We start from the raw sequence: 18681 nt of genomic DNA, 5'->3' as shown, positions 1-18681 counted from the left end.
TTTTTACGATTAACGGCTTTTCTTTACCGCATGAGCAACGCTCGCTGCAAAGCCTCCCCAAATAATAATCATACCAACAATCATCATAATGAGTGCACTTGTTTCCATCAGCTCGAAACCTCCTTATCCGTTGGAACAGAAAGTACGCCGTCTTTCCAACGTTTTACTGAAAGAACAAAACCGAGAACGATAACAAGCGCTGCAATCGTCCATCCATACTTCACAACAAATAGTGTATCGTATCCACCATAATTTTCTTTCAAGTTCGTTTTAATGCTATCAAACATCATATAACCTAATACGATTGGTGTAACGACAGAGAGCGAAACTTTCCACCACGCGCCAACCATAATATCCGATACGCTGTTTGCATGCGTTTGAAGCGCGTTCAGTTCTTTTAATACCCAAGCGACTGTAACTACCTCAACTAAACCAACAAGCGCAACGCCAAAGTTGTTGATGAAGTAGTCGACGACATCTAAGAAATATAATCCACCGTTCGAAGCAAATACGAGAGCGATGAGCGCAGCGACTCCACCACCGCCAAGAACCGCTTTTGTGCGTGATATACCGAATTTTTCTTGAACTGCTGAAACGTACGTCTCTGAAATAGAAATAAGCGATGTAAGTCCTGCTAACGTTAATGAAAGGAAAAATAACACGCCGAAAAGCTCATTAAACGCAGGAAACTGATTAATGATTTGCGGGAAGACAACGAACGCTAATCCAACGCCACCCTTAACGACTTCGCTTACTTCTACACCTTGTTGTTGTGCTAAAAAGCCGAGGACGCTAAATACGCCAATACCGGCTAATAGTTCAAACCCAGAGTTTGCAAAACCTGTAATAAATGCGTTATTTGTAATATCAGATTTCTTTGGTAAATAACTAGAATAAGTAATCATAATGGCGAACGCAATCGATAAACTAAAGAAAATTTGGCTATATGCCGCAAGCCATACTTTTCCATTCATAATTTGATCCCAGTTTGGTTTAAAAAAGGCATTTAATCCTTCAACCGCTCCATCTAACGTTACTGCACGAATGACAATGATAAAGAAAAGAACAATGAGCGTTGGTAAGAAAATTTTATTTGCTGCTTCAATTCCTTTACGAACACCTTTATATAAAACCGCCAAGTTAATAACCCAAACAAGAAGAAGTGGAATAAGGACAGCTGGGACTAAACTTCCGAACGTACCTGGTGTTTCTGCTAGTTTCAAATACTCACCGAACAAAAAGTCTCCCGTGTTTTCTCCCCATTTTGATGTAAAAGCAAAATACGTATAAGACATCGCCCACGCAATAACAACAGAATAGTACGTCGAAATAACGAATGAAATGAGTACTTGCCACCAACCAATCCATTCCGTTCCTTTGCTTAGACGAGCGAACGTTAATGGCGCTGAGCCACGATACTTATGCCCGAGCGTAAATTCCAATATAAGAATTGGAATCCCTGCTGTTAATAAAGCGAATAAATACGGGAAGAAAAACGCCCCTCCCCCATTTTCATATGCGACAGCCGGAAACCTCCAAATGTTTCCCAATCCAATTGCCGAGCCAGCTGCCGCTAAAATAAAACCAGCACGCGTGCCCCATTGTTGACGATTTTCCATAGTATAATACCCTCCTTAGTCAGTTTCAATCTTTGTAATATGGAAACGCAGAAAAAATGCAAGCACCTCCTTATTCGATTATTTTAATTTTTCAGACTTTTTTGTTTCATTTTAGTTTTAAGTATATCAACGGACAAGCTTTTTGTCAAAATAATATTTTAAAAAATAAAATTTTCAGAATTTTTTATTATTCAACAGGCAGCTCGATCGATGTATTTCCCTCCCCACCTTGGTTATAAAATTGCGGAACTTCCCCTTGAATAATTTGAATCGCTACAGGGATGTCGTTTTGAATCGTTGCCGTTTTTGTCGCAAATGGAATAATAATTTGCACGTTCACTTCAATATGAATTGCTATTTCTATCAAAGCATTATTAATTCCAAATGAACGGATGTTTTTATTGACATCGGAGTGAACATCGCCAATGACATAAAAACGAACCGGTATACGCGGTCCTAAATTTCCTAGCAATACGTTATTCGTTGCTTGTCCGAGAGGAATGTAATAAATAATTCCTTTTTCCTTTTCTGTTTCAACTTGAACGTCAGGAAACTCAAGCGCCGATAATTTTCCTTCTGAAGCAGCTTTTAAATTTCTCTGTACACGATTTGTCGTTTTTGCTAATACCCGATTTACGACAGTCGCATTAAAATCGATGGCAGAAATTTTCCCTTGTCCATCTTTTTCAATTTTAATGAAATTTTCAACATTAAAATCATCTTCGGCAATTTGTTGACTAATCGCATTATTAATGACCAAGTTCGCTAAACGGCGCGTTTCTTTTTCGGCGATTGCCATAAGTGTCGGCTCGATTCCTCTATTAATAAACCAAAGGCTTCCGACAGTTGAAATGATAAAAAAAACAAACGTAATTAAAAAAATATAGCGGACGGGTAGCGGTTTTCTTCGTTTACGTAGTTGTTGGTACAACAAAAATCCCCCCTCTCACGCTATATGTATGCGATCAAGCAGGGGATTATTATTTTATTTCATAAGAAGCAAAGCGTCTTTTCCTTTCATTCCACGCGAAATACCTAATTGTTCAGCAGCGAATGTAACAGACTCAAGCGGTGCTTCTAATAGCTGGTCAATTGTTCGCACCCCTACCGCTCTTCCTGCGATAATGCCTCGATCACGCAATTTTTCATTTAACAGCGCCACATCTAACGCTCCACACATAATATATCCTTTATCATTGGCAACAGCTAATAGCGTTGTTTTAGGCAATTGAACAGAAATAGCTGTAAAAGGTTCTCCGCTAATCCATAACGGTTTTACCTCAATCATATATTCACGCTCCTTTCCTTTATTCAATGTATGAATAAAGGAACGAAGGGTGCCTATTGTTGATACATGTTTTTTAACTTCCAAGCAAGCACATCACGCAACATTTCTGGCATATAATATTTCTTTTTCGCGCGATATATTTCGGGATATAAGTGACCAAACGTAAACATATCAATCGTCGCTACCGCATACGTTTTTTGCTCTTCAATTGGTTGATGATTAATGAAAATGCGACGCACATGTGCTTGACCATCAATCATTTGCTCTTTTTCAACAGTAATACGATCATACACCATTTGTCCCATGACTTCACCACGAAATCCGAATCCTTTCATCCGTAACTGTTTCATTTGTTCCGTTTCTGCTTGCAAAATGACTTCTTTTAATTCGCTTCCACGCAAATATACTTTGCACGGATTAATCGGATGTGGACAAATGCGATGAATATCTCCTTTTGTCACAACACCTTTCGGGAGCGAAGACAGTAGTACCCCTGCATTCACCATCGCCACATCGCCTTCACACCATTCGTTTAACGCTTGAGCAAGAAGGGAAGCAAATGGTGACGGTGAAAACCAATCGATCGTCAGCGACTCAGGCAAATATACAATCGGTTTTGCTAGCGCATGAGTTGCTTGCCGAATCATATCATTTAACTTTTGCTTCGTTTCCTCGCATGCATATTCAAATACATCCATATGTTGTACATATGCATGTGTATCAACTTTTCGACCGTTTTTATCGATCGTCAATGTTAAACACCCAACATAATGTCCAAATTTTCCAGCTCCACAAAGCAACGTTTCATTCACTCGTTTTCCGTGTTCAAATACATGATGCGTATGACCACCTAAAATCGCCGCTAATTGTGGAAATGTTTCCGCCATTTTTTCGTCATCGTTTACTCCTAAGTGAGATAATAAAACGATCGCATCCACTTTTTCCGAAAGCTCTTCAACAAGCTGAGCGACCGTATCGAACGGATCGGCTACGCGCCATCCAAGTAGCTCATAAAACGTCTGAAACGGAACCGTCACCCCAATAAACGCAACGCGAACGTGCCCAAACGTCATAATGACGTACGGCTTCATCCAGTGCGGACGATCTCCATTTTCATCAAAAACGTTTGCGACAATAACAGGGAACTTGGCATGTGCATATAACGTATTAAGTTGTTCGTGACTAAGTGTAATCCCTTCATTATTTCCGATTGTGACCGCATCGTATGCGGCATCGTTTAAAAGAATGACGTTTGCCTTTCCGTCTGACGCCTCTGTCAGCGGATGAAACCGATCAATAAAGTCACCGATATCAAGTAACACCATATGCTCGCGATTTTTCTTATGCCTTTTTCTCTCGTTTTGTAAATAACGAACAATTTTCGGCCATCGTTCAAAATGGCTATGCACATCGTTTGTATGATAAATATGTATTGTCTCCCTCAACGTCTGCAACACACCTTTCTTTTTACAATCCGAGCCCTTGCATAATTAAACGAACACCGAGTAAAATAAGCACAATTCGCAATAGCGTTACGACCGTTTTTCCTTTTAATCGTCGATTAAACCATGCTCCACATTTCGCTCCAATCCATACGCCCGGAATAAGCGAAAGCGCAAATGTCCATGCAACATTTCCTATAAGCACATGAGTTAGTGAACTAACAATGGAAGATAAAAAAACGATAAACATCGATGTAGCAACGGCTACGTGGGGAGGAAACAAAAACAATAAAATCATCGCAGGCACCATAAGCGATCCACCACCAATGCCGAAAAACCCGCCGACGAATCCAACAACAAATGCAATAAATGTGGCGATGAGCGGATGATACCCGTACGTCACTTCCTCTCCTTCATTCGTAACGTATGTCCGTACAACAGGAAACGTACGTCTGCTGGACGGTGATAGCCGAGATTGAAGCATAAGCAAAAACGAAACAGCAATTAAAAATAATCCGAAATAAAGCGAAAAATGTTGTATATGCACATGTTGATTCACCCATGCACCAAGCATTGCACCTGGCCCACTGCCGATGAAGAAAAATAAACCGCTTTTATAGTCCACCATTTTATGCTTCATATATGTTAAAGTTGATGATAACCCATTAAAAATAATAACGACAAGCGATGTGCCAACCGCTACTTGTGGTGAAATGGCTGGCAATACATGGGCCGCGCTTAAAAAAAGAAGCGTGGGAACGATAATCACCCCTCCCCCTAAACCGACAAGGCTTCCGATCGTTCCTGCTAAAAAGCCGATCACTAAAAGAAATATATATTCCATTTTCATCCCCCATTATGAAAATAAGTCTAATTGCCGCGGTGCTAAGTTCGTATACTCAATGTCTAACATCCGCAGGAGCTGCTTTGCATTATGAGCGGCATCTCCACCCGAGTTATTGTTAAATAAAACGTACATGTGTTCACATTTCGTTTGTAACGTGCGAATATGCTGTACCCATTCTTGTAACTCTTGCTCATTGTATCGATATAAATAACGAACGGCACGCCAATTTTCATCATCTCGTTTATTCCAGCCAGCTACATTTCGGCCATGTAAACGAATGAGTGTTTTATGCGCATCAGTTGGATGAAGAACGGTCGGTACCGATCCTTCCCCTGCTTGCGGTTCGTCACAAATGCTATGAATCCATCGTTCTTCTTCCATAAAGCGTAACGTCTTTTCGTAAAAGGAAGGCGAAAACCACGATTGATGGCGAAATTCAAGCGCCACAGGGACATCTCCCATTCGCTCCCGACACCAACGCAAATAGTGAACATGCTTTTTTTGACAATCGAACCACGGTGGAAATTGGAATAATACCATCCCAAGCTTATGTGCCTGCTGAAACGGCTCAATCGATTGTAAAAATGCTGTAAACATCTCATCTTTATTTGCATACGGAATATCACCACGTTGATGACCCGTCATTCCTTGATACGCTTTAACGATAAATTGAAAACATTCCGGTGTTTCCATCGTCCATTTTTCAACGTTTTGGCGTGGCTGAATCGCATAAAAATACGCATCGACCTCAACGGTTGGAAAATGAGCGGCATACGCTTGTAACTTATCTTTTGACGCAAGCCGCGACGGATATAAACTGTCATGGTCGCCCCATCCCGTTAATCCGACATAAATCATATGCATCACCTACATTTATCTTACCATAACATACAAAAAAAGCCGATGATCTGCCGCACGCAGATCATCAGCTGTTGATTAACCAATACTACCTTCCATTTCAAACTTAATGAGGCGGTTCATTTCAACGGCGTATTCCATCGGTAATTCTCTCGTAAACGGCTCAATAAAGCCCATGACGATCATTTCTGTCGCTTCTTGCTCGGAAATTCCGCGACTCATTAAATAAAATAGTTGTTCTTCTGATACTTTCGACACTTTTGCTTCATGCTCAAGCGAAATGTTGTCGTTTAAAATTTCGTTGTATGGAATCGTATCAGATGTCGATTGATTATCCATAATGAGCGTGTCGCACTCAATATTTGAGCGAGAGCCATCCGCTTTCCGTCCAAAATGAACGATACCGCGATATGTGACTTTTCCACCTTGTTTCGAAATTGATTTTGATACGATCGTCGATGACGTATTAGGCGCTAAGTGGATCATTTTTGCACCTGCGTCTTGATGTTGTCCTTTGCCAGCAATCGCAATCGAAAGTGTCAAACCACGCGCGCCTTCTCCTTTTAAAATGACTGCTGGGTATTTCATCGTTAATTTTGAACCGATATTTCCATCGATCCATTCCATCGTTGCGTTTTCTTCGCAAACGGCACGCTTTGTCACAAGGTTAAAGACGTTGTTTGCCCAGTTTTGAATCGTCGTATAACGGCAATACGCACCTTTTTTCACGATAATTTCAACGACTGCGCTATGAAGTGAGTTTGTCGTATAGACAGGCGCTGTACAGCCTTCCACATAATGAACATGCGCCCCTTCATCAACGATAATTAACGTCCGTTCAAATTGTCCCATATTTTCCGAGTTAATGCGGAAATACGCTTGCAACGGTGTGTCGACTTTTACACCTTTTGGCACGTAAATGAATGAACCACCAGACCAAACGGCAGAGTTCAGTGCCGCAAATTTATTATCTGTCGGCGGAACGACTTTCGCCCAATGCTCGCGAAATAAATCTTCGTTTTCTTTTAACGCCGAGTCTGTATCTTTAAAAATGACACCTAGTTTCTCTAGGTCTTCTTTCATGTTATGGTATACAACTTCTGACTCGTATTGCGCCGATACCCCAGCTAAATATTTTTGTTCTGCTTCTGGAATACCGAGCTTATCGAACGTTGCTTTAATTTCTTCCGGCACCTCATCCCAAGAACGACCGGATTTTTCCGATGGTTTGACGTAATACGTAATTTCATCGAAATCTAAACTTGATAAATCGCCGCCCCATTGTGGCATCGGCATGCTGTAAAAAATATCTAACGCTTTTAAGCGAAATTCGAGCATCCACTCTGGTTCATTTTTCATGCGCGAAATTTCTTCTACAATTTCGCGCGTTAATCCGCGCTCAGCACGGAAAACAGATACATCTTTATCGGCGAAACCGTACTTATATTCACCGATTTCTGGCATTTTTTTCGCCATCTCGTTCGCCTCCTTTTTTATGACTAATCTTGTTGCTCATGCAATCCTTTTTCCATTGCTTTCCAAGCTAACGTCGCGCATTTAATGCGAGCTGGGAATTTTGACACTCCTTGAAGCGCTTCAATATCACCTAAATCGATGGAATCGTCATAATCTTTTCCTTGCATCATGTCGGAAAAAATCGTTGATAGCTTAAGCGCTTCTTCAATTGTTTTTCCTTTAATCGCCTCTGTCATCATCGATGCAGAAGACATCGAAATAGAACAGCCTTCTCCTTCAAACTTCGCATCGACAATTTTCCCATCTTCTACTTTTAATGTTAAGTGAATGCGATCGCCACACGTCGGGTTGTTCATATTTATATCGACGTGCTCCCCCTCTAACACACCACGATTTCTCGGATTTTTATAATGATCCATAATGACTTGTCGATACAGCGTATCTAAATGGCTATTAAAAGACATAGCTAAAATACTCCTTCGTTTTCTTTAATGCTGAAACAAGTGCGTCAATTTCTTCTTCCGTATTGTATAAGTAAAAACTTGCCCGTGCAGTCGCTGTCACGTTCAGCCATTTCATGAGCGGCTGCGCACAATGGTGACCAGCACGAACAGCAATGCCTTCAGCATCTAAAACGGTCGCAACATCGTGCGGATGAACACCGTCAATATTAAATGTCACGAGCCCTGCCCGTTCTTTCGGACCGTAAATCGTTAACCCATCAATCGTTGACAACTGTTCAAGTGCATATTGTGCTAAACGATGTTCATGCTCAGCAATATAATCTAACCCAATTTGTTCAAGGAAATCGATCGCAGCTCCTAAACCAATCGCTCCAGCGATAATTGGTGTACCACCCTCAAATTTCCACGGAAGCTCTTTCCATGTTGACTCATACAAACCAACGAAATCAATCATTTCGCCACCAAATTCAACAGGCTCCATTTGCTCAAGTAAGCGTTTTTTACCGTATAATACGCCAATACCTGTCGGCCCGCACATTTTATGGCCTGAAAACGCATAAAAATCGCAATCGATGTCTTGCACGTTCACTTTCATATGCGGCGTACTTTGCGCCCCGTCAACAACAACAACGGCACCGTTTTTGTGCGCGATTTGCGCAATTTCTTTTACTGGGTTAATTGTACCGAGTACGTTTGATACGTGCATCACAGCCACAATTTTTGTGTTCGACGTGACTGTTTGTTCCACATCTGCTAAGCGAATCGTGCCGTCTGGTTGAAGCGGAATGTATTTTAACGTTGCCCCTGTTTGTCTGGCAACTTGTTGCCATGGGATAATGTTGCTATGGTGCTCCATGTACGTAATGACAATTTCATCGCCTTCACGCACGTTAGCGCGACCGTAGCTTGCCGCCACTAGATTAATCGCCGTTGTCGTCCCGCGTGTAAAAATAATTTCTTCTATCGAGGCGGCACCAATGAAGCGACGCACTTTTTCGCGCGCCCCTTCGTATGCATCGGTTGCCTTCGTACCAAGCGTATGCACGCCGCGATGAACGTTTGAATTGTATTGACGATAATAATTGTCAATCGCTTCAATGACCGACAACGGTTTTTGTGACGTCGCCGCGCTATCTAAATAAACGAGTGGCTTGCCGTTTACTTGTTGATCTAAAATCGGAAATAGTTGACGAAGTTCTTTTACGTTCATCATTTAACTTTCCTTTCGATCACTTCGATTAATTGTTTTTTCACACGTTCAATCGGAATTTCATTGACGACTGGCGCTAAAAAGCCATGAATAATTAATCGCTCTGCTTCCGTTTTCGAAATACCACGGCTCATTAAATAATACAATTGCGTCGGATCAACACGACCGACAGATGCCGCATGACCGGCTGTCACATCATCTTCGTCAATTAATAAAATCGGATTCGCATCCCCGCGTCCTTTTGGGCTTAACATAAGCACACGTGATTCTTGTTCTGCGTTTGATTTCGATGCCCCGTGCTCAATTTTACCAATACCGTTAAAAATGGAAGTCGCTTCATCTTTCACAACGCCATGTTTTAAAATGTAGCCTTCTGTATGCTTTCCGTAATGGATGACGCTTGTCGTAAAGTTTTGTACTTGCTCTCCACGGCTTACCACAACCGTCTTCGTGTCGCCGAATGAGCCGTCGCCAATGAGGCGCGTGACGTTTTCTGAAATCGTATTTCCGTCGTTCATTAAACCGAGCGCCCATTCAATGCGTGCATGACGCCCCGTAATGCCGCGACGGTTCACATATGTCGTTGTCCCTTTTGCTAAACTATCCACGGCGCCGAAAAATACTTGCGCGTCGTCTAATGCAAACACTTCCGCAATGATGTTAACGATCGCTTCGGAACGTTCACATGTTGAAATGTAGTTTTCGACATACGTTACTTTACTACCGACGTCCGCAACAATAATGACATGGTTAAATAACGCTTCCGCTTTTTCATGCACATATACCGCTTGCAACGGCACATTCACTTGCACGTGCTTTGGTACGTATACAAACATTCCGCCGTTTACAAGTGCAGCATGAAGCGCAGCCAGGCGATGTTCGTTTACTTTCACGCCGTCCATAAAATATTTTTGCACAAGCTCGCTATGTTCACGGACAGCTGTCGCTAAGTCTGTAAAAATGACACCTTTTTCTTTTAATTCATCAGCAAGCGATACGTATGCACATGTATGATCGCGTTGCACATATACGTTTTTTTGCTCTTCGTCGATATCGATTAGCACTTTCACTTCTTCTGGCAACTCTTCTAACGAAGAAAGTGGCGCACTTTCAACGAGATGAGTAGAAAATTGCGTGAAATTCCAACGATCAATTTTTGTTTTATCTGGCTTCGGTAAAGGAAGTTGTTCCGCTTGTGCAAGAGCTTGTAAGCGAACATGTAAAAGCCAGTCCGGTTCTCCACGCCCTTCAGAAAAAGAGCGTACATACTGTTGGTCGAATGGTAGTTTCGTCTCAATCATCACAAATCCTCCTAACGCTTACGCTTCTTGCTCAACGACTTCATCTTCAATGCCTAGCTCTTTTTTAATCCAATCGTATCCTTCCGCCTCAAGACGTTGTGCTAACTCTGGACCACCAGATTTTACAATACGTCCTTGCATCATGACATGCACATAATCTGGTGTAATATAGTTTAATAAACGCTGATAGTGCGTAATGATTAAACAGCCGAAGTCGCTGCTACGCATTTCATTAACACCTTTTGCAACAACTTTTAATGCATCAATGTCAAGACCTGAGTCAATTTCATCTAAAATTGCAATTTTCGGTTGTAACATCATTAATTGCAAAATTTCATTTCTCTTTTTCTCTCCGCCTGAAAATCCTTCATTTAAATAACGATGCGCCATATCTGGATTCATTTCTAAAAACGCCATTTTTTCATCTAGTTGACGAATAAATTTCATTAATGAAATCTCGTTTCCTTCTCCACGACGCGCATTAATCGCTGAACGCAAGAAGTCGGCATTTGTCACACCGCTAATTTCGCTCGGATATTGCATCGCTAAAAACAACCCAGCACGAGCACGCTCGTCTACTTCCATTTCTAATACATCTTGACCATCTAATGTAATGCTTCCTTTTGTTACTTCATATTTTGGATGACCCATAATGGCCGCAGATAATGTCGATTTTCCTGTTCCGTTCGGTCCCATAATTGCATGAAACTCGCCGCCTTTAATTTCAAGGTTAACACCTTTTAAAATTTCTTTTCCGTCAATTGCAACGTGAAGATCTTTAATCGTTAATGTTGCCATAAAAAAATACCTCCAGTTTCACTTATATTCATAAAACGTAATTCTCATTTTATTCTCATTACAATTTTATAACAGATGAAAAGTATTAGCAACCTTATTGCAAGCATTTTGATACTTTTTTGTTTCTAAAGTTTGTTCGCTTAATCACGTATGTAAAAAAGGATAGGAGACCTCCCTATCCTTTTAATGCATGCGAGTAAATTCATCAACACATTGCCGAACGAGCGTAACCGCTTGGCTCATCGTCGCTCCACCCGCTAAAGCAGCCGCAACGGCGCACGCTTCAAATATTTCTTCTTCTGTCGCTCCTTCATCAATGCACCCTTTCGTATGATAGATGGTGCAATATTCATCTTGTTTGGCGACGCTAATGCCTAATGCGATCAATTGCTTTTCTTTTTTCGACAACTCACCTTCTGCAAAACATGCTTCTGTAAACGCGTTAAACGTTTGCCCAACTTTCGGCATATGTTGCGTAAACGTTCCTAACCCTTGCTTATATTCGTGCAAAAATTGTTCCATCGACATATGCACTCCTCCTTCCTTTTTATCATGCGTCGTTTTTCAAAAAATATAAAAGGATGCCCGATTGGACATCCTTATTTTGTCGCTGGAATAACTGCGCCATTATACTTTTGTAAAATGAAGTCTTGAATATCTTTTGATTGCAATACTTCTACAAGCGTTTGAATTTCTTTACGTTTTTCGTCACCTTTGCGAACGGCAATAATGTTCACATATGGGTTGTTTTCTGGCGATTCAACCGCAATCGGATCTTTTGCTGGATCTAAACCAGCATCTAACGCATAGTTTGCGTTAATTAATACTGCATCTCCTTCGTTGTTTTTATATACTTGTGGAAGCAATCCTGCTTCGACATCTGCTTCAAACACTAAATTTTTCGGATTTTCAACGATATCATCAACAGTTGCTTTCGTTTTGTCGACACCTTCTTTTAACTTAATTAACCCTTTTTCTTCAAGCATCGATAAAATGCGACCGTGGTCAGCAACCGAGTTGCTCATAATAATTTTCGCACCGTTTGGTAGCTCTTCAAGGCTTTTATATTTTTTAGAGTATACGCCGATTGGCTCAATATGAATGCCACCAGCATTTACAAAGTCATAGCCATGTTCTTTCATTTGTGCTTCTAAATAAGGAATGTGTTGGAAATAGTTTGCATCTAACTCTTTATCTGCTAACGCTTTGTTCGGTAATACGTAATCTTGGAATGTCACAATTTCTAATTCAATACCTTTTTCTTTTAAAATCGGTTTTGCTTGTTCTAAAATTTCCGCATGTGGCACGTTTGATGCCCCAACGACAAGCTTATTCGTCTTTTCTTCCGCACTTTCGCTTTTTCCGCAAGCAGAAAGCGCTAAAACAACCATTGCAACAACAAGTAGAGAAATCCATTTTTTCATCTGTTTCTTCCTCCTTTTTATCGTTTATCTATTTTAGAAGTGACAAAGTCACCAATAAACTGAATAATAAAGACGATGATTAAAATGAGCACTGTCGCAACAAACGTGACGTCGTTATTGTTGCGTTGAAATCCTTCTAAATACGCTAAGTTTCCAAGCCCCCCAGCACCAACAACTCCTGCCATCGCTGTGTAACCAACGAGCGCGATCGCTGTTACCGTAATCCCAGATACAAGGGCAGGGAGCGCTTCTGGAAGAAGCACTTTCCAAATGATTGTTGTCGTCGTCGCTCCCATCGCTTTTGCCGCTTCAATGACACCTTTATCAATTTCACGAAGCGCAATTTCAACCATGCGTGCATAAAACGGTGCAGCACCAATAATAAGCGCTGGTAGCGCAGCATTCGCTCCAAGAATCGTGCCGACAACGAGCTTTGTAAACGGAATGAGCAAAATAATTAAAATAATGAACGGGATGGAACGGAAAATATTGACGAACGATGCGATCACACCGTTAATCAAACGATTTTCCCATATGTTTCCCTTAGACGTTAGAAACAACAACAACCCAAGTAAAATACCGAGCACAAATGTTGCTACAACAGAAATAGCGGTCATATACAACGTTTCCATCGTTGCCGCCCATATTTTTTCCCAAACGACATTCGGAAATAGTTCATTGGACATTCGCCAACACCTCCACTTCAACTTCTTGCTGGCGAATAAAAGCGAGCGCTCGCTCAATTTCTTCATTCGCACCATCTAAGTGAATGAACAACACCCCGTATGAACCGTGATGCGTTTGTGAAATTTTCCCTTGTAAAATATTTATATTCAAATCGAATTGGCGAATAAGTTGTGTAATGAGCGGCTGCTCAGCCGCTTCGCCGACAAACGTAAGTTGAACGACTTTCCCGTTCGGATAACGTTCAAGAAGATGCAACATCGCTTCTTTTGTTTCCTCCGGCTCTGTGACTTGCTGAACAAATCGTTTCGTAATCGGTTGTTCTGGCTTACGGAACACGTGAAGCACTTCGCCCATTTCGACAATTTTTCCGTTTTCCATTACCGCTACACGATCACAAATTTTACGAATAACGTGCATTTCGTGTGTAATTAATACGATCGTTAAGCCGAGGCGTTTGTTAATATCAACAAGCAAATCTAAAATTGAATCGGTCGTTTGTGGATCAAGCGCCGACGTTGCTTCATCACATAATAACACTTTCGGGTTGTTCGCTAATGCGCGCGCAATGCCGACGCGCTGCTTTTGTCCTCCGCTCAGTTGTGACGGATACGCATGTTCTCTCCCTTGCAAACCGACAAGTTGAACGAGTTCATCGACGCGTTTCATTCGTTCTTCTTTCGGCACGCCTGCAATTTCTAACGGAAAAGCAATGTTTTCACGCACCGTTCGCGACCAAAGTAAATTAAAATGTTGGAAAATCATCCCGATTTGTTGGCGCGCTTGACGCAACTGCTTTCCGCTAATTTTCCCCATATCTTTCCCATCAACAATCACTTCACCGCTCGTCGGCTTTTCTAATCCATTTAATAGCCGAATGAGCGAACTCTTCCCTGCTCCACTATAACCGATGATGCCGAAAATTTCTCCTTGTTCGATATGCAAGTTTACATGATCAACCGCCGTCACATGTCCACTTGCTGCTTTGTATACTTTCGTTACGTTTGATAAAGTAATCATGCTGTCACCTTCCTTCCATGAAAAAAGCCTTTCTGCTCAAGAGAACAGAAAGGCGTCATCATCCATTCTGTCTCTTATCTCTCAAAGCAAACGCTTTGTGTGAATTGGCACCATTTCAGCAGCGCTGACGGTTGCCGGGTTTCATCGGGCACATCCCTCCACCTCTCTTGATAAGAGCGCTTTTAAACGCTTTATTCAGTTAACGTTTTAATACACTTAAGAATCTTTTTGAACTACGAATGTGAGTATATCATTGAAAGAAGGACAGTGTCAATAACATTTTTTTAACTATTTTAGCCAAACAATGAGATGAACCGCATATATAACATAGTCAATCATTACTTTTCAGATGTCAAGCGACGAACAGTAAATCGTTTTGTTTTACGGAAATGCAAGGGGCTAATCCAAGACGTACTCACGCCTCTAGATTAGCCCCACAGTCAAAAAAATGAAGTTAAACGCTTTACGAATTATATAATCAACGCTTTAATTACATTCTTCTTTGGTAATTCTAATTGTTACATACAATTTATGAAAAGAGTCATAATAGTCGGCTTGTGCAACACTAGAGGTATACCATTTATCAATTAATTTTAAGTAAGAATCAGTGTTTTCTAAAGAATAAATCCCCGTAATAGTAGAAGTCTTAGTCGTTAGATTTCGATCGTACGTAACTGTCATCGTCACTGTACCATACATTTCTTTATTTCCTCGGACAATCGTATCAAGTGGAGCAATTTTTGATTTTGAATTGCTTAATTTTGCTATTGAACTCCCTACTGCAGGAGTAACTGTAATTGTTACATTCCCCTCTTTATATACTCGTTTCGGGAGCGTACTAGCTTCAGTAGTAATTAACGATCCAAAAAAACCATCTAATAACAGAGTAGCAGTTAGTGCTAGGGTAGCAACTAAAATAAGCCTTCTAAATTGCCTTTTCATTATTTTTCTCCCCCAGAAATGTTCATGTAGTAGTACTAGTTCTTCATTATCTATTAATAACCCGTGGTGCTAGTTGAGCGCTAGCGCTCAACTAGCCCGAGTGTGACAAGCGAATACACCAACAATATGCCATCTAGTGCCACTTCAAACCCTGAAATCGAATGAGCACGAATTTCTGTCATACGATACTGGTCAACGAGGACGGAGAACACCGTTTCTATCACTTTACGCTTTTGTTTGAGCCATTTCTCCCATGATGCCGATGGGCGGTGTTTCTGATTTTTGCGAGATGGAGTCCAAAAAGCGATTTGGTACGCTTTATACAACTTTTTTTGCAATTCGCTACTGATGAATCCTTTGTCACCCAAGTTATAGGGGTGAGGAATTTGAGTCATGACGGTTTCCGCTGCGGTTCGATCGTGACAGGACGCCTCCGTTACCACGTATCCCATAGGTAGTCCTTGGTCGGTCACTTGAAGATGAAACTTAAACCCATAGTACCACTGCTTTTTCGACGTACAAAGTCCGATGTCCGCGATCCCTCGGAATCGTTTGACACGGTACACTCTTGCGGCATGGCACAACTCGATTGGCATACTATCTACTACCGCATAGGCATGGTGTTGACCACGTTTCGCTAGTTCATGACGAATCCATTTGATCGCAAAGCGCAGCGCTCGGCAACGGCGATTGTATCGAGAACGTTCGATAAACTGCCCATCGGTAAATAAATTTCCCTCCACAAAGCGATGCCATGCACGTTCGGAAGAGAAGCCAAGCAACTTTCCCAAAAGATGAATGGCAATGATCACCGCGTCTTCTTGTTTCGCCAAATGACGATTGCGACGTTGAAGATAGAATTGAATTTGTGACAGCTGGGCAGAAACAAAAAAGAAAATGGCTGCATATTGTTTTTGAATCTTTGCTTGATCTGTAGTAAAATGAAAGGTAACTATTCAGCTACATCATAAAGTGAGCTGAATATTTTTTGTATTTCTTGTCTATGATGTGAATATTGATAGACAAGGAGGTGAATCGCATGTTGACGGTACAACAAGCTGTATTTACGGTTGAGAGCTTAATCAGCAAAGTCCAACAACAGAAACAGCTCATTCATCAACTCGTTCAAGAAAATGAACATTTGCGTCACGAAATCAAACAGCTACGCAAAGAAAATGAACAACTCAAGTATCGCGTTCAAGAACTGGAAGCACGCACGAAAAAAAACAGCTCCAATAGCCATTTGCCCCCATCTTCTGACCGTTTTCACACCCATTCTTCTCGTCAGCCATCTGGCAACAAACCAGGCGGACAAGAAGGGCATCAAGGAACGACGCTCCATCAAGTGGAACATCCACATCATCGTGTCGTCCATCGTGTGAACGCGTGTCAAGGATGTGGGGCTTCTTTGTGTGAGGTCAAACCGTTCAAAGTCGATGTCCGTCAAGTGTTTGATCTCCCTCCCGTGACGATCGAAGTGACACAACATGAACGTGAAGTGAAATCCTGCCCACATTGCCGATGTGTTCAACAAGCCGAATTCCCATCCTATGTCACGAATCATGTGCAATATGGTCCACGGCTCACGGCGCTCGCTGTATATTTGCACCATATCCAATTGATCCCGTACAAGCGTTTGAGTGATACAATCGAAGCGTTATATCAACACTCGGTTAGTACAGGAACCCTTGCCAATATGGTGAAACGAGGTCGCCAAGCGCTAGAATCGAATATGGACATCATCGAAGACGCCTTGCTTGACTCTGACATCTTGCATGTCGATGAAACGAGTTTGCGCATCAATGGGAAACTCGCATGGGTGCATGTCGCGTGTACATCGAGATATACATACTTGGCTTCTCACGCTTCTCGTGGAAAGAAAGCGACCGATGATATTGGGATTCTTCCCCGATATCAAGGAACGATGATGCACGATGCGTTCGGTACGTATCCAAAATACATGCAAGCCACCCATGTCCTTTGTCATGCCGATCATTTGCGTGAGTTAAAAGGCTTCATCGAACAGGGGCATACATGGGCATCGCGCATGACGACGTTTCTTTTAGCCGCCAAACAGGCCGTCGAAGTTCATCACGGTGCGCTTTCCGAAAAAGAAGCGAAACGATGGGAACGAGTGTATGATCGCATGCTAGAAAGAGCACAGCACCGATTAGAAACGATGACGCCTCTTCCGAAAAAAGCACTCGCTTTTGTTCGACGGCTTCAGAAACGAAAGGAAGAAGCGCTGCGTTTCTTACGTGAAGTGCATGTTCCCTTTGACAACAACCAAGCCGAACGCGATCTTCGCATGGTCAAAGTCAAAGAGAACATCTCGGGCACGTTTCGCGAAGAAACATTCGCCCAGTCTTTTTGTATCACAAGAAGCATCGTTTCCACACTGACGAAACACGAAAAAAACGTGTGGGATTCGTTATGTCTTCTGTTGACGGGCGACACGCTCGATTGTGTTCTTTCTACCACTTAGGGCACTTTCTATCACAGGGATGCCCTATTTGTGTTGCGCTTTTTTACATACTTCTATCGGGGTGAATAGTTACAATGAAAGTGCTCTTGCATGGGGATTCTCCTTTCGAATGTTGGATCGCACTTTCATTCTACAGGAGATCCACAAGCAAGGGCTATTTTTATGCTTACTCGATTTTATCTAGCACCACGAGTTATTAATAATGAGTTAGGCTTATACATTAACCAACGGAACCATCAGCATTACAATAAAATTCCACACTTACCGTAACCGAATAAGATTGTCCACCTATTGTATATGTCCCCGATACATAAATAACGTAAGTACGACCGCCATCAATTAGCTGGTATTCATATCCCGTTTGTTTCCAGCTTCCAATACCACTTGTTACTTTCGAATTTATAGATTTAATCCCTGCAAACATTTGTCTCTTATGAACATCGCTATATTGTGTTTCAAAAGTCCCTGTAATACTTAACGTTTGAGTAGTTTGTCCTGCCTTAAAACTTGCCGATTTTGTTTTTGAAACAACAGACTGGGGAGTAATATTACCTGCCTTCAGTTTAACAACATTCTGTTGAGGTATGAGCGCGAATGACACATGCTCTCCCCCTAACGCAACGATTGTAGCAAACAATGTCGCTAATACTCCCTTTACCACTCTCCCAACAACTTTACCCCTCATAAAACCATCCTTTCATCGACAATCTACTCATAGCTCCAGTTAAACATCAGCACCATGGATATAATTGAAAATTTTTATTTAGCTGATTACTCACCATAGGTACAACATATTGTATAAAAATCGGACGTTCTTTATCTC

At 41.6% G+C, this 18681-nt stretch carries 20 protein-coding genes and 1 riboswitch; of the genes, 1 reads left to right on the top strand and 19 read right to left on the bottom strand.

From position 1 onward, the window contains the following. Window positions 1-9: 9 nt before the first annotated feature. From HNQ82_RS11730 to HNQ82_RS11645, 18 genes are all read right to left on the bottom strand, one after another. On the bottom strand, window positions 10-108 hold the full coding sequence (locus HNQ82_RS11730; protein ID WP_183249825.1) for a methionine/alanine import family NSS transporter small subunit: 99 nt from the start codon (window positions 106-108) through the stop codon (window positions 10-12). Continuing rightward, window positions 108-1619, bottom strand: coding sequence for a sodium-dependent transporter (locus HNQ82_RS11725; protein ID WP_183249823.1), 1512 nt, complete (start codon window positions 1617-1619; stop codon window positions 108-110). Before HNQ82_RS11725 ends, HNQ82_RS11730 begins: the two co-directional genes overlap by 1 nt. Window positions 1620-1806: 187 nt before the next feature. Beyond that, window positions 1807-2553, bottom strand: a complete 747-nt coding sequence (gene yunB / locus HNQ82_RS11720; protein WP_183249821.1) for a sporulation protein YunB — start codon at window positions 2551-2553, stop codon at window positions 1807-1809. 51 nt (window positions 2554-2604) lie between these two features. Then, window positions 2605-2907 (bottom strand): YunC family protein, encoded by a 303-nt coding sequence (locus HNQ82_RS11715; protein ID WP_183249819.1) that lies wholly within the window; start codon window positions 2905-2907, stop codon window positions 2605-2607. Window positions 2908-2960: 53 nt separating this feature from the next. Continuing rightward, on the bottom strand, window positions 2961-4352 hold the full coding sequence (locus tag HNQ82_RS11710; RefSeq protein ID WP_183249817.1) for a bifunctional metallophosphatase/5'-nucleotidase: 1392 nt from the start codon (window positions 4350-4352) through the stop codon (window positions 2961-2963). A gap of 22 nt (window positions 4353-4374) precedes the next feature. Beyond that, window positions 4375-5193, bottom strand: coding sequence for a sulfite exporter TauE/SafE family protein (locus tag HNQ82_RS11705; protein WP_183249815.1), 819 nt, complete (start codon window positions 5191-5193; stop codon window positions 4375-4377). 12 nt (window positions 5194-5205) lie between these two features. Beyond that, window positions 5206-6054: a DUF72 domain-containing protein gene (locus HNQ82_RS11700; protein ID WP_183249813.1), complete on the bottom strand. Its 849-nt coding sequence runs from the start codon at window positions 6052-6054 to the stop codon at window positions 5206-5208. A gap of 78 nt (window positions 6055-6132) precedes the next feature. After that, a complete protein-coding gene (gene sufB, locus HNQ82_RS11695; protein WP_183243904.1) occupies window positions 6133-7530 on the bottom strand; it encodes a Fe-S cluster assembly protein SufB in 1398 nt (465 codons plus the stop codon). A gap of 23 nt (window positions 7531-7553) precedes the next feature. Next, complete coding sequence (sufU, locus tag HNQ82_RS11690; protein WP_183249812.1) at window positions 7554-7994, bottom strand: Fe-S cluster assembly sulfur transfer protein SufU; 441 nt, start codon at window positions 7992-7994, stop codon at window positions 7554-7556. Beyond that, a complete protein-coding gene (locus tag HNQ82_RS11685) occupies window positions 7984-9204 on the bottom strand; it encodes a cysteine desulfurase (RefSeq protein ID WP_183249808.1) in 1221 nt (406 codons plus the stop codon). The genes sufU and HNQ82_RS11685 overlap by 11 nt, the downstream gene beginning before the upstream one ends. After that, window positions 9204-10508, bottom strand: coding sequence for a Fe-S cluster assembly protein SufD (gene sufD, locus HNQ82_RS11680; protein ID WP_183249806.1), 1305 nt, complete (start codon window positions 10506-10508; stop codon window positions 9204-9206). The genes HNQ82_RS11685 and sufD overlap by 1 nt, the downstream gene beginning before the upstream one ends. A 15-nt stretch (window positions 10509-10523) precedes the next feature. Continuing rightward, window positions 10524-11303 (bottom strand): Fe-S cluster assembly ATPase SufC, encoded by a 780-nt coding sequence (gene sufC / locus HNQ82_RS11675; RefSeq protein ID WP_009362262.1) that lies wholly within the window; start codon window positions 11301-11303, stop codon window positions 10524-10526. A 183-nt stretch (window positions 11304-11486) separates the two neighbouring features. Continuing rightward, a complete protein-coding gene (locus HNQ82_RS11670; protein WP_183249804.1) occupies window positions 11487-11831 on the bottom strand; it encodes a carboxymuconolactone decarboxylase family protein in 345 nt (114 codons plus the stop codon). A 71-nt stretch (window positions 11832-11902) separates the two neighbouring features. Further along, the gene (locus HNQ82_RS11665) at window positions 11903-12727 is read right to left on the bottom strand and encodes a MetQ/NlpA family ABC transporter substrate-binding protein (RefSeq protein WP_183249802.1); all 825 of its coding nucleotides are present in this window, start codon (window positions 12725-12727) and stop codon (window positions 11903-11905) included. Between the two features lie 17 nt (window positions 12728-12744). Further along, window positions 12745-13413 carry a methionine ABC transporter permease gene (locus tag HNQ82_RS11660; RefSeq protein WP_183249800.1) on the bottom strand — a complete coding sequence of 223 codons (669 nt, stop codon included), beginning with the start codon at window positions 13411-13413 and terminating at the stop codon, window positions 12745-12747. Next, the gene (locus tag HNQ82_RS11655) at window positions 13403-14431 is read right to left on the bottom strand and encodes a methionine ABC transporter ATP-binding protein (RefSeq protein ID WP_183249797.1); all 1029 of its coding nucleotides are present in this window, start codon (window positions 14429-14431) and stop codon (window positions 13403-13405) included. The genes HNQ82_RS11660 and HNQ82_RS11655 overlap by 11 nt, the downstream gene beginning before the upstream one ends. A gap of 71 nt (window positions 14432-14502) precedes the next feature. After that, window positions 14503-14608: riboswitch (SAM riboswitch) on the bottom strand. A 309-nt stretch (window positions 14609-14917) separates the two neighbouring features. Continuing rightward, window positions 14918-15373 carry a hypothetical protein gene (locus tag HNQ82_RS11650; RefSeq protein ID WP_183249796.1) on the bottom strand — a complete coding sequence of 152 codons (456 nt, stop codon included), beginning with the start codon at window positions 15371-15373 and terminating at the stop codon, window positions 14918-14920. 80 nt (window positions 15374-15453) lie between these two features. Further along, entirely contained in the window at window positions 15454-16329 is an 876-nt protein-coding gene (locus HNQ82_RS11645) for an IS982 family transposase (protein WP_183249892.1), read from the bottom strand. 83 nt (window positions 16330-16412) lie between these two features. Here HNQ82_RS11645 and tnpC point away from each other — a divergent pair, with 83 nt between their 5' ends. Then, a complete protein-coding gene (gene tnpC, locus HNQ82_RS11640; protein ID WP_183249794.1) occupies window positions 16413-17858 on the top strand; it encodes an IS66 family transposase in 1446 nt (481 codons plus the stop codon). 220 nt (window positions 17859-18078) lie between these two features. On the opposite strand, the gene HNQ82_RS11635 is transcribed toward tnpC, so the two are convergent. Then, complete coding sequence (locus tag HNQ82_RS11635; protein WP_183249791.1) at window positions 18079-18543, bottom strand: hypothetical protein; 465 nt, start codon at window positions 18541-18543, stop codon at window positions 18079-18081. Between the last annotated feature and the right edge of the window lie 138 nt (window positions 18544-18681).

This window comes from Anoxybacillus tengchongensis (assembly GCF_014201585.1).
Taxonomy (GTDB): domain Bacteria; phylum Bacillota; class Bacilli; order Bacillales; family Anoxybacillaceae; genus Anoxybacillus; species Anoxybacillus tengchongensis.
This window is presented reverse-complemented; position numbering and strand designations above follow the sequence as displayed.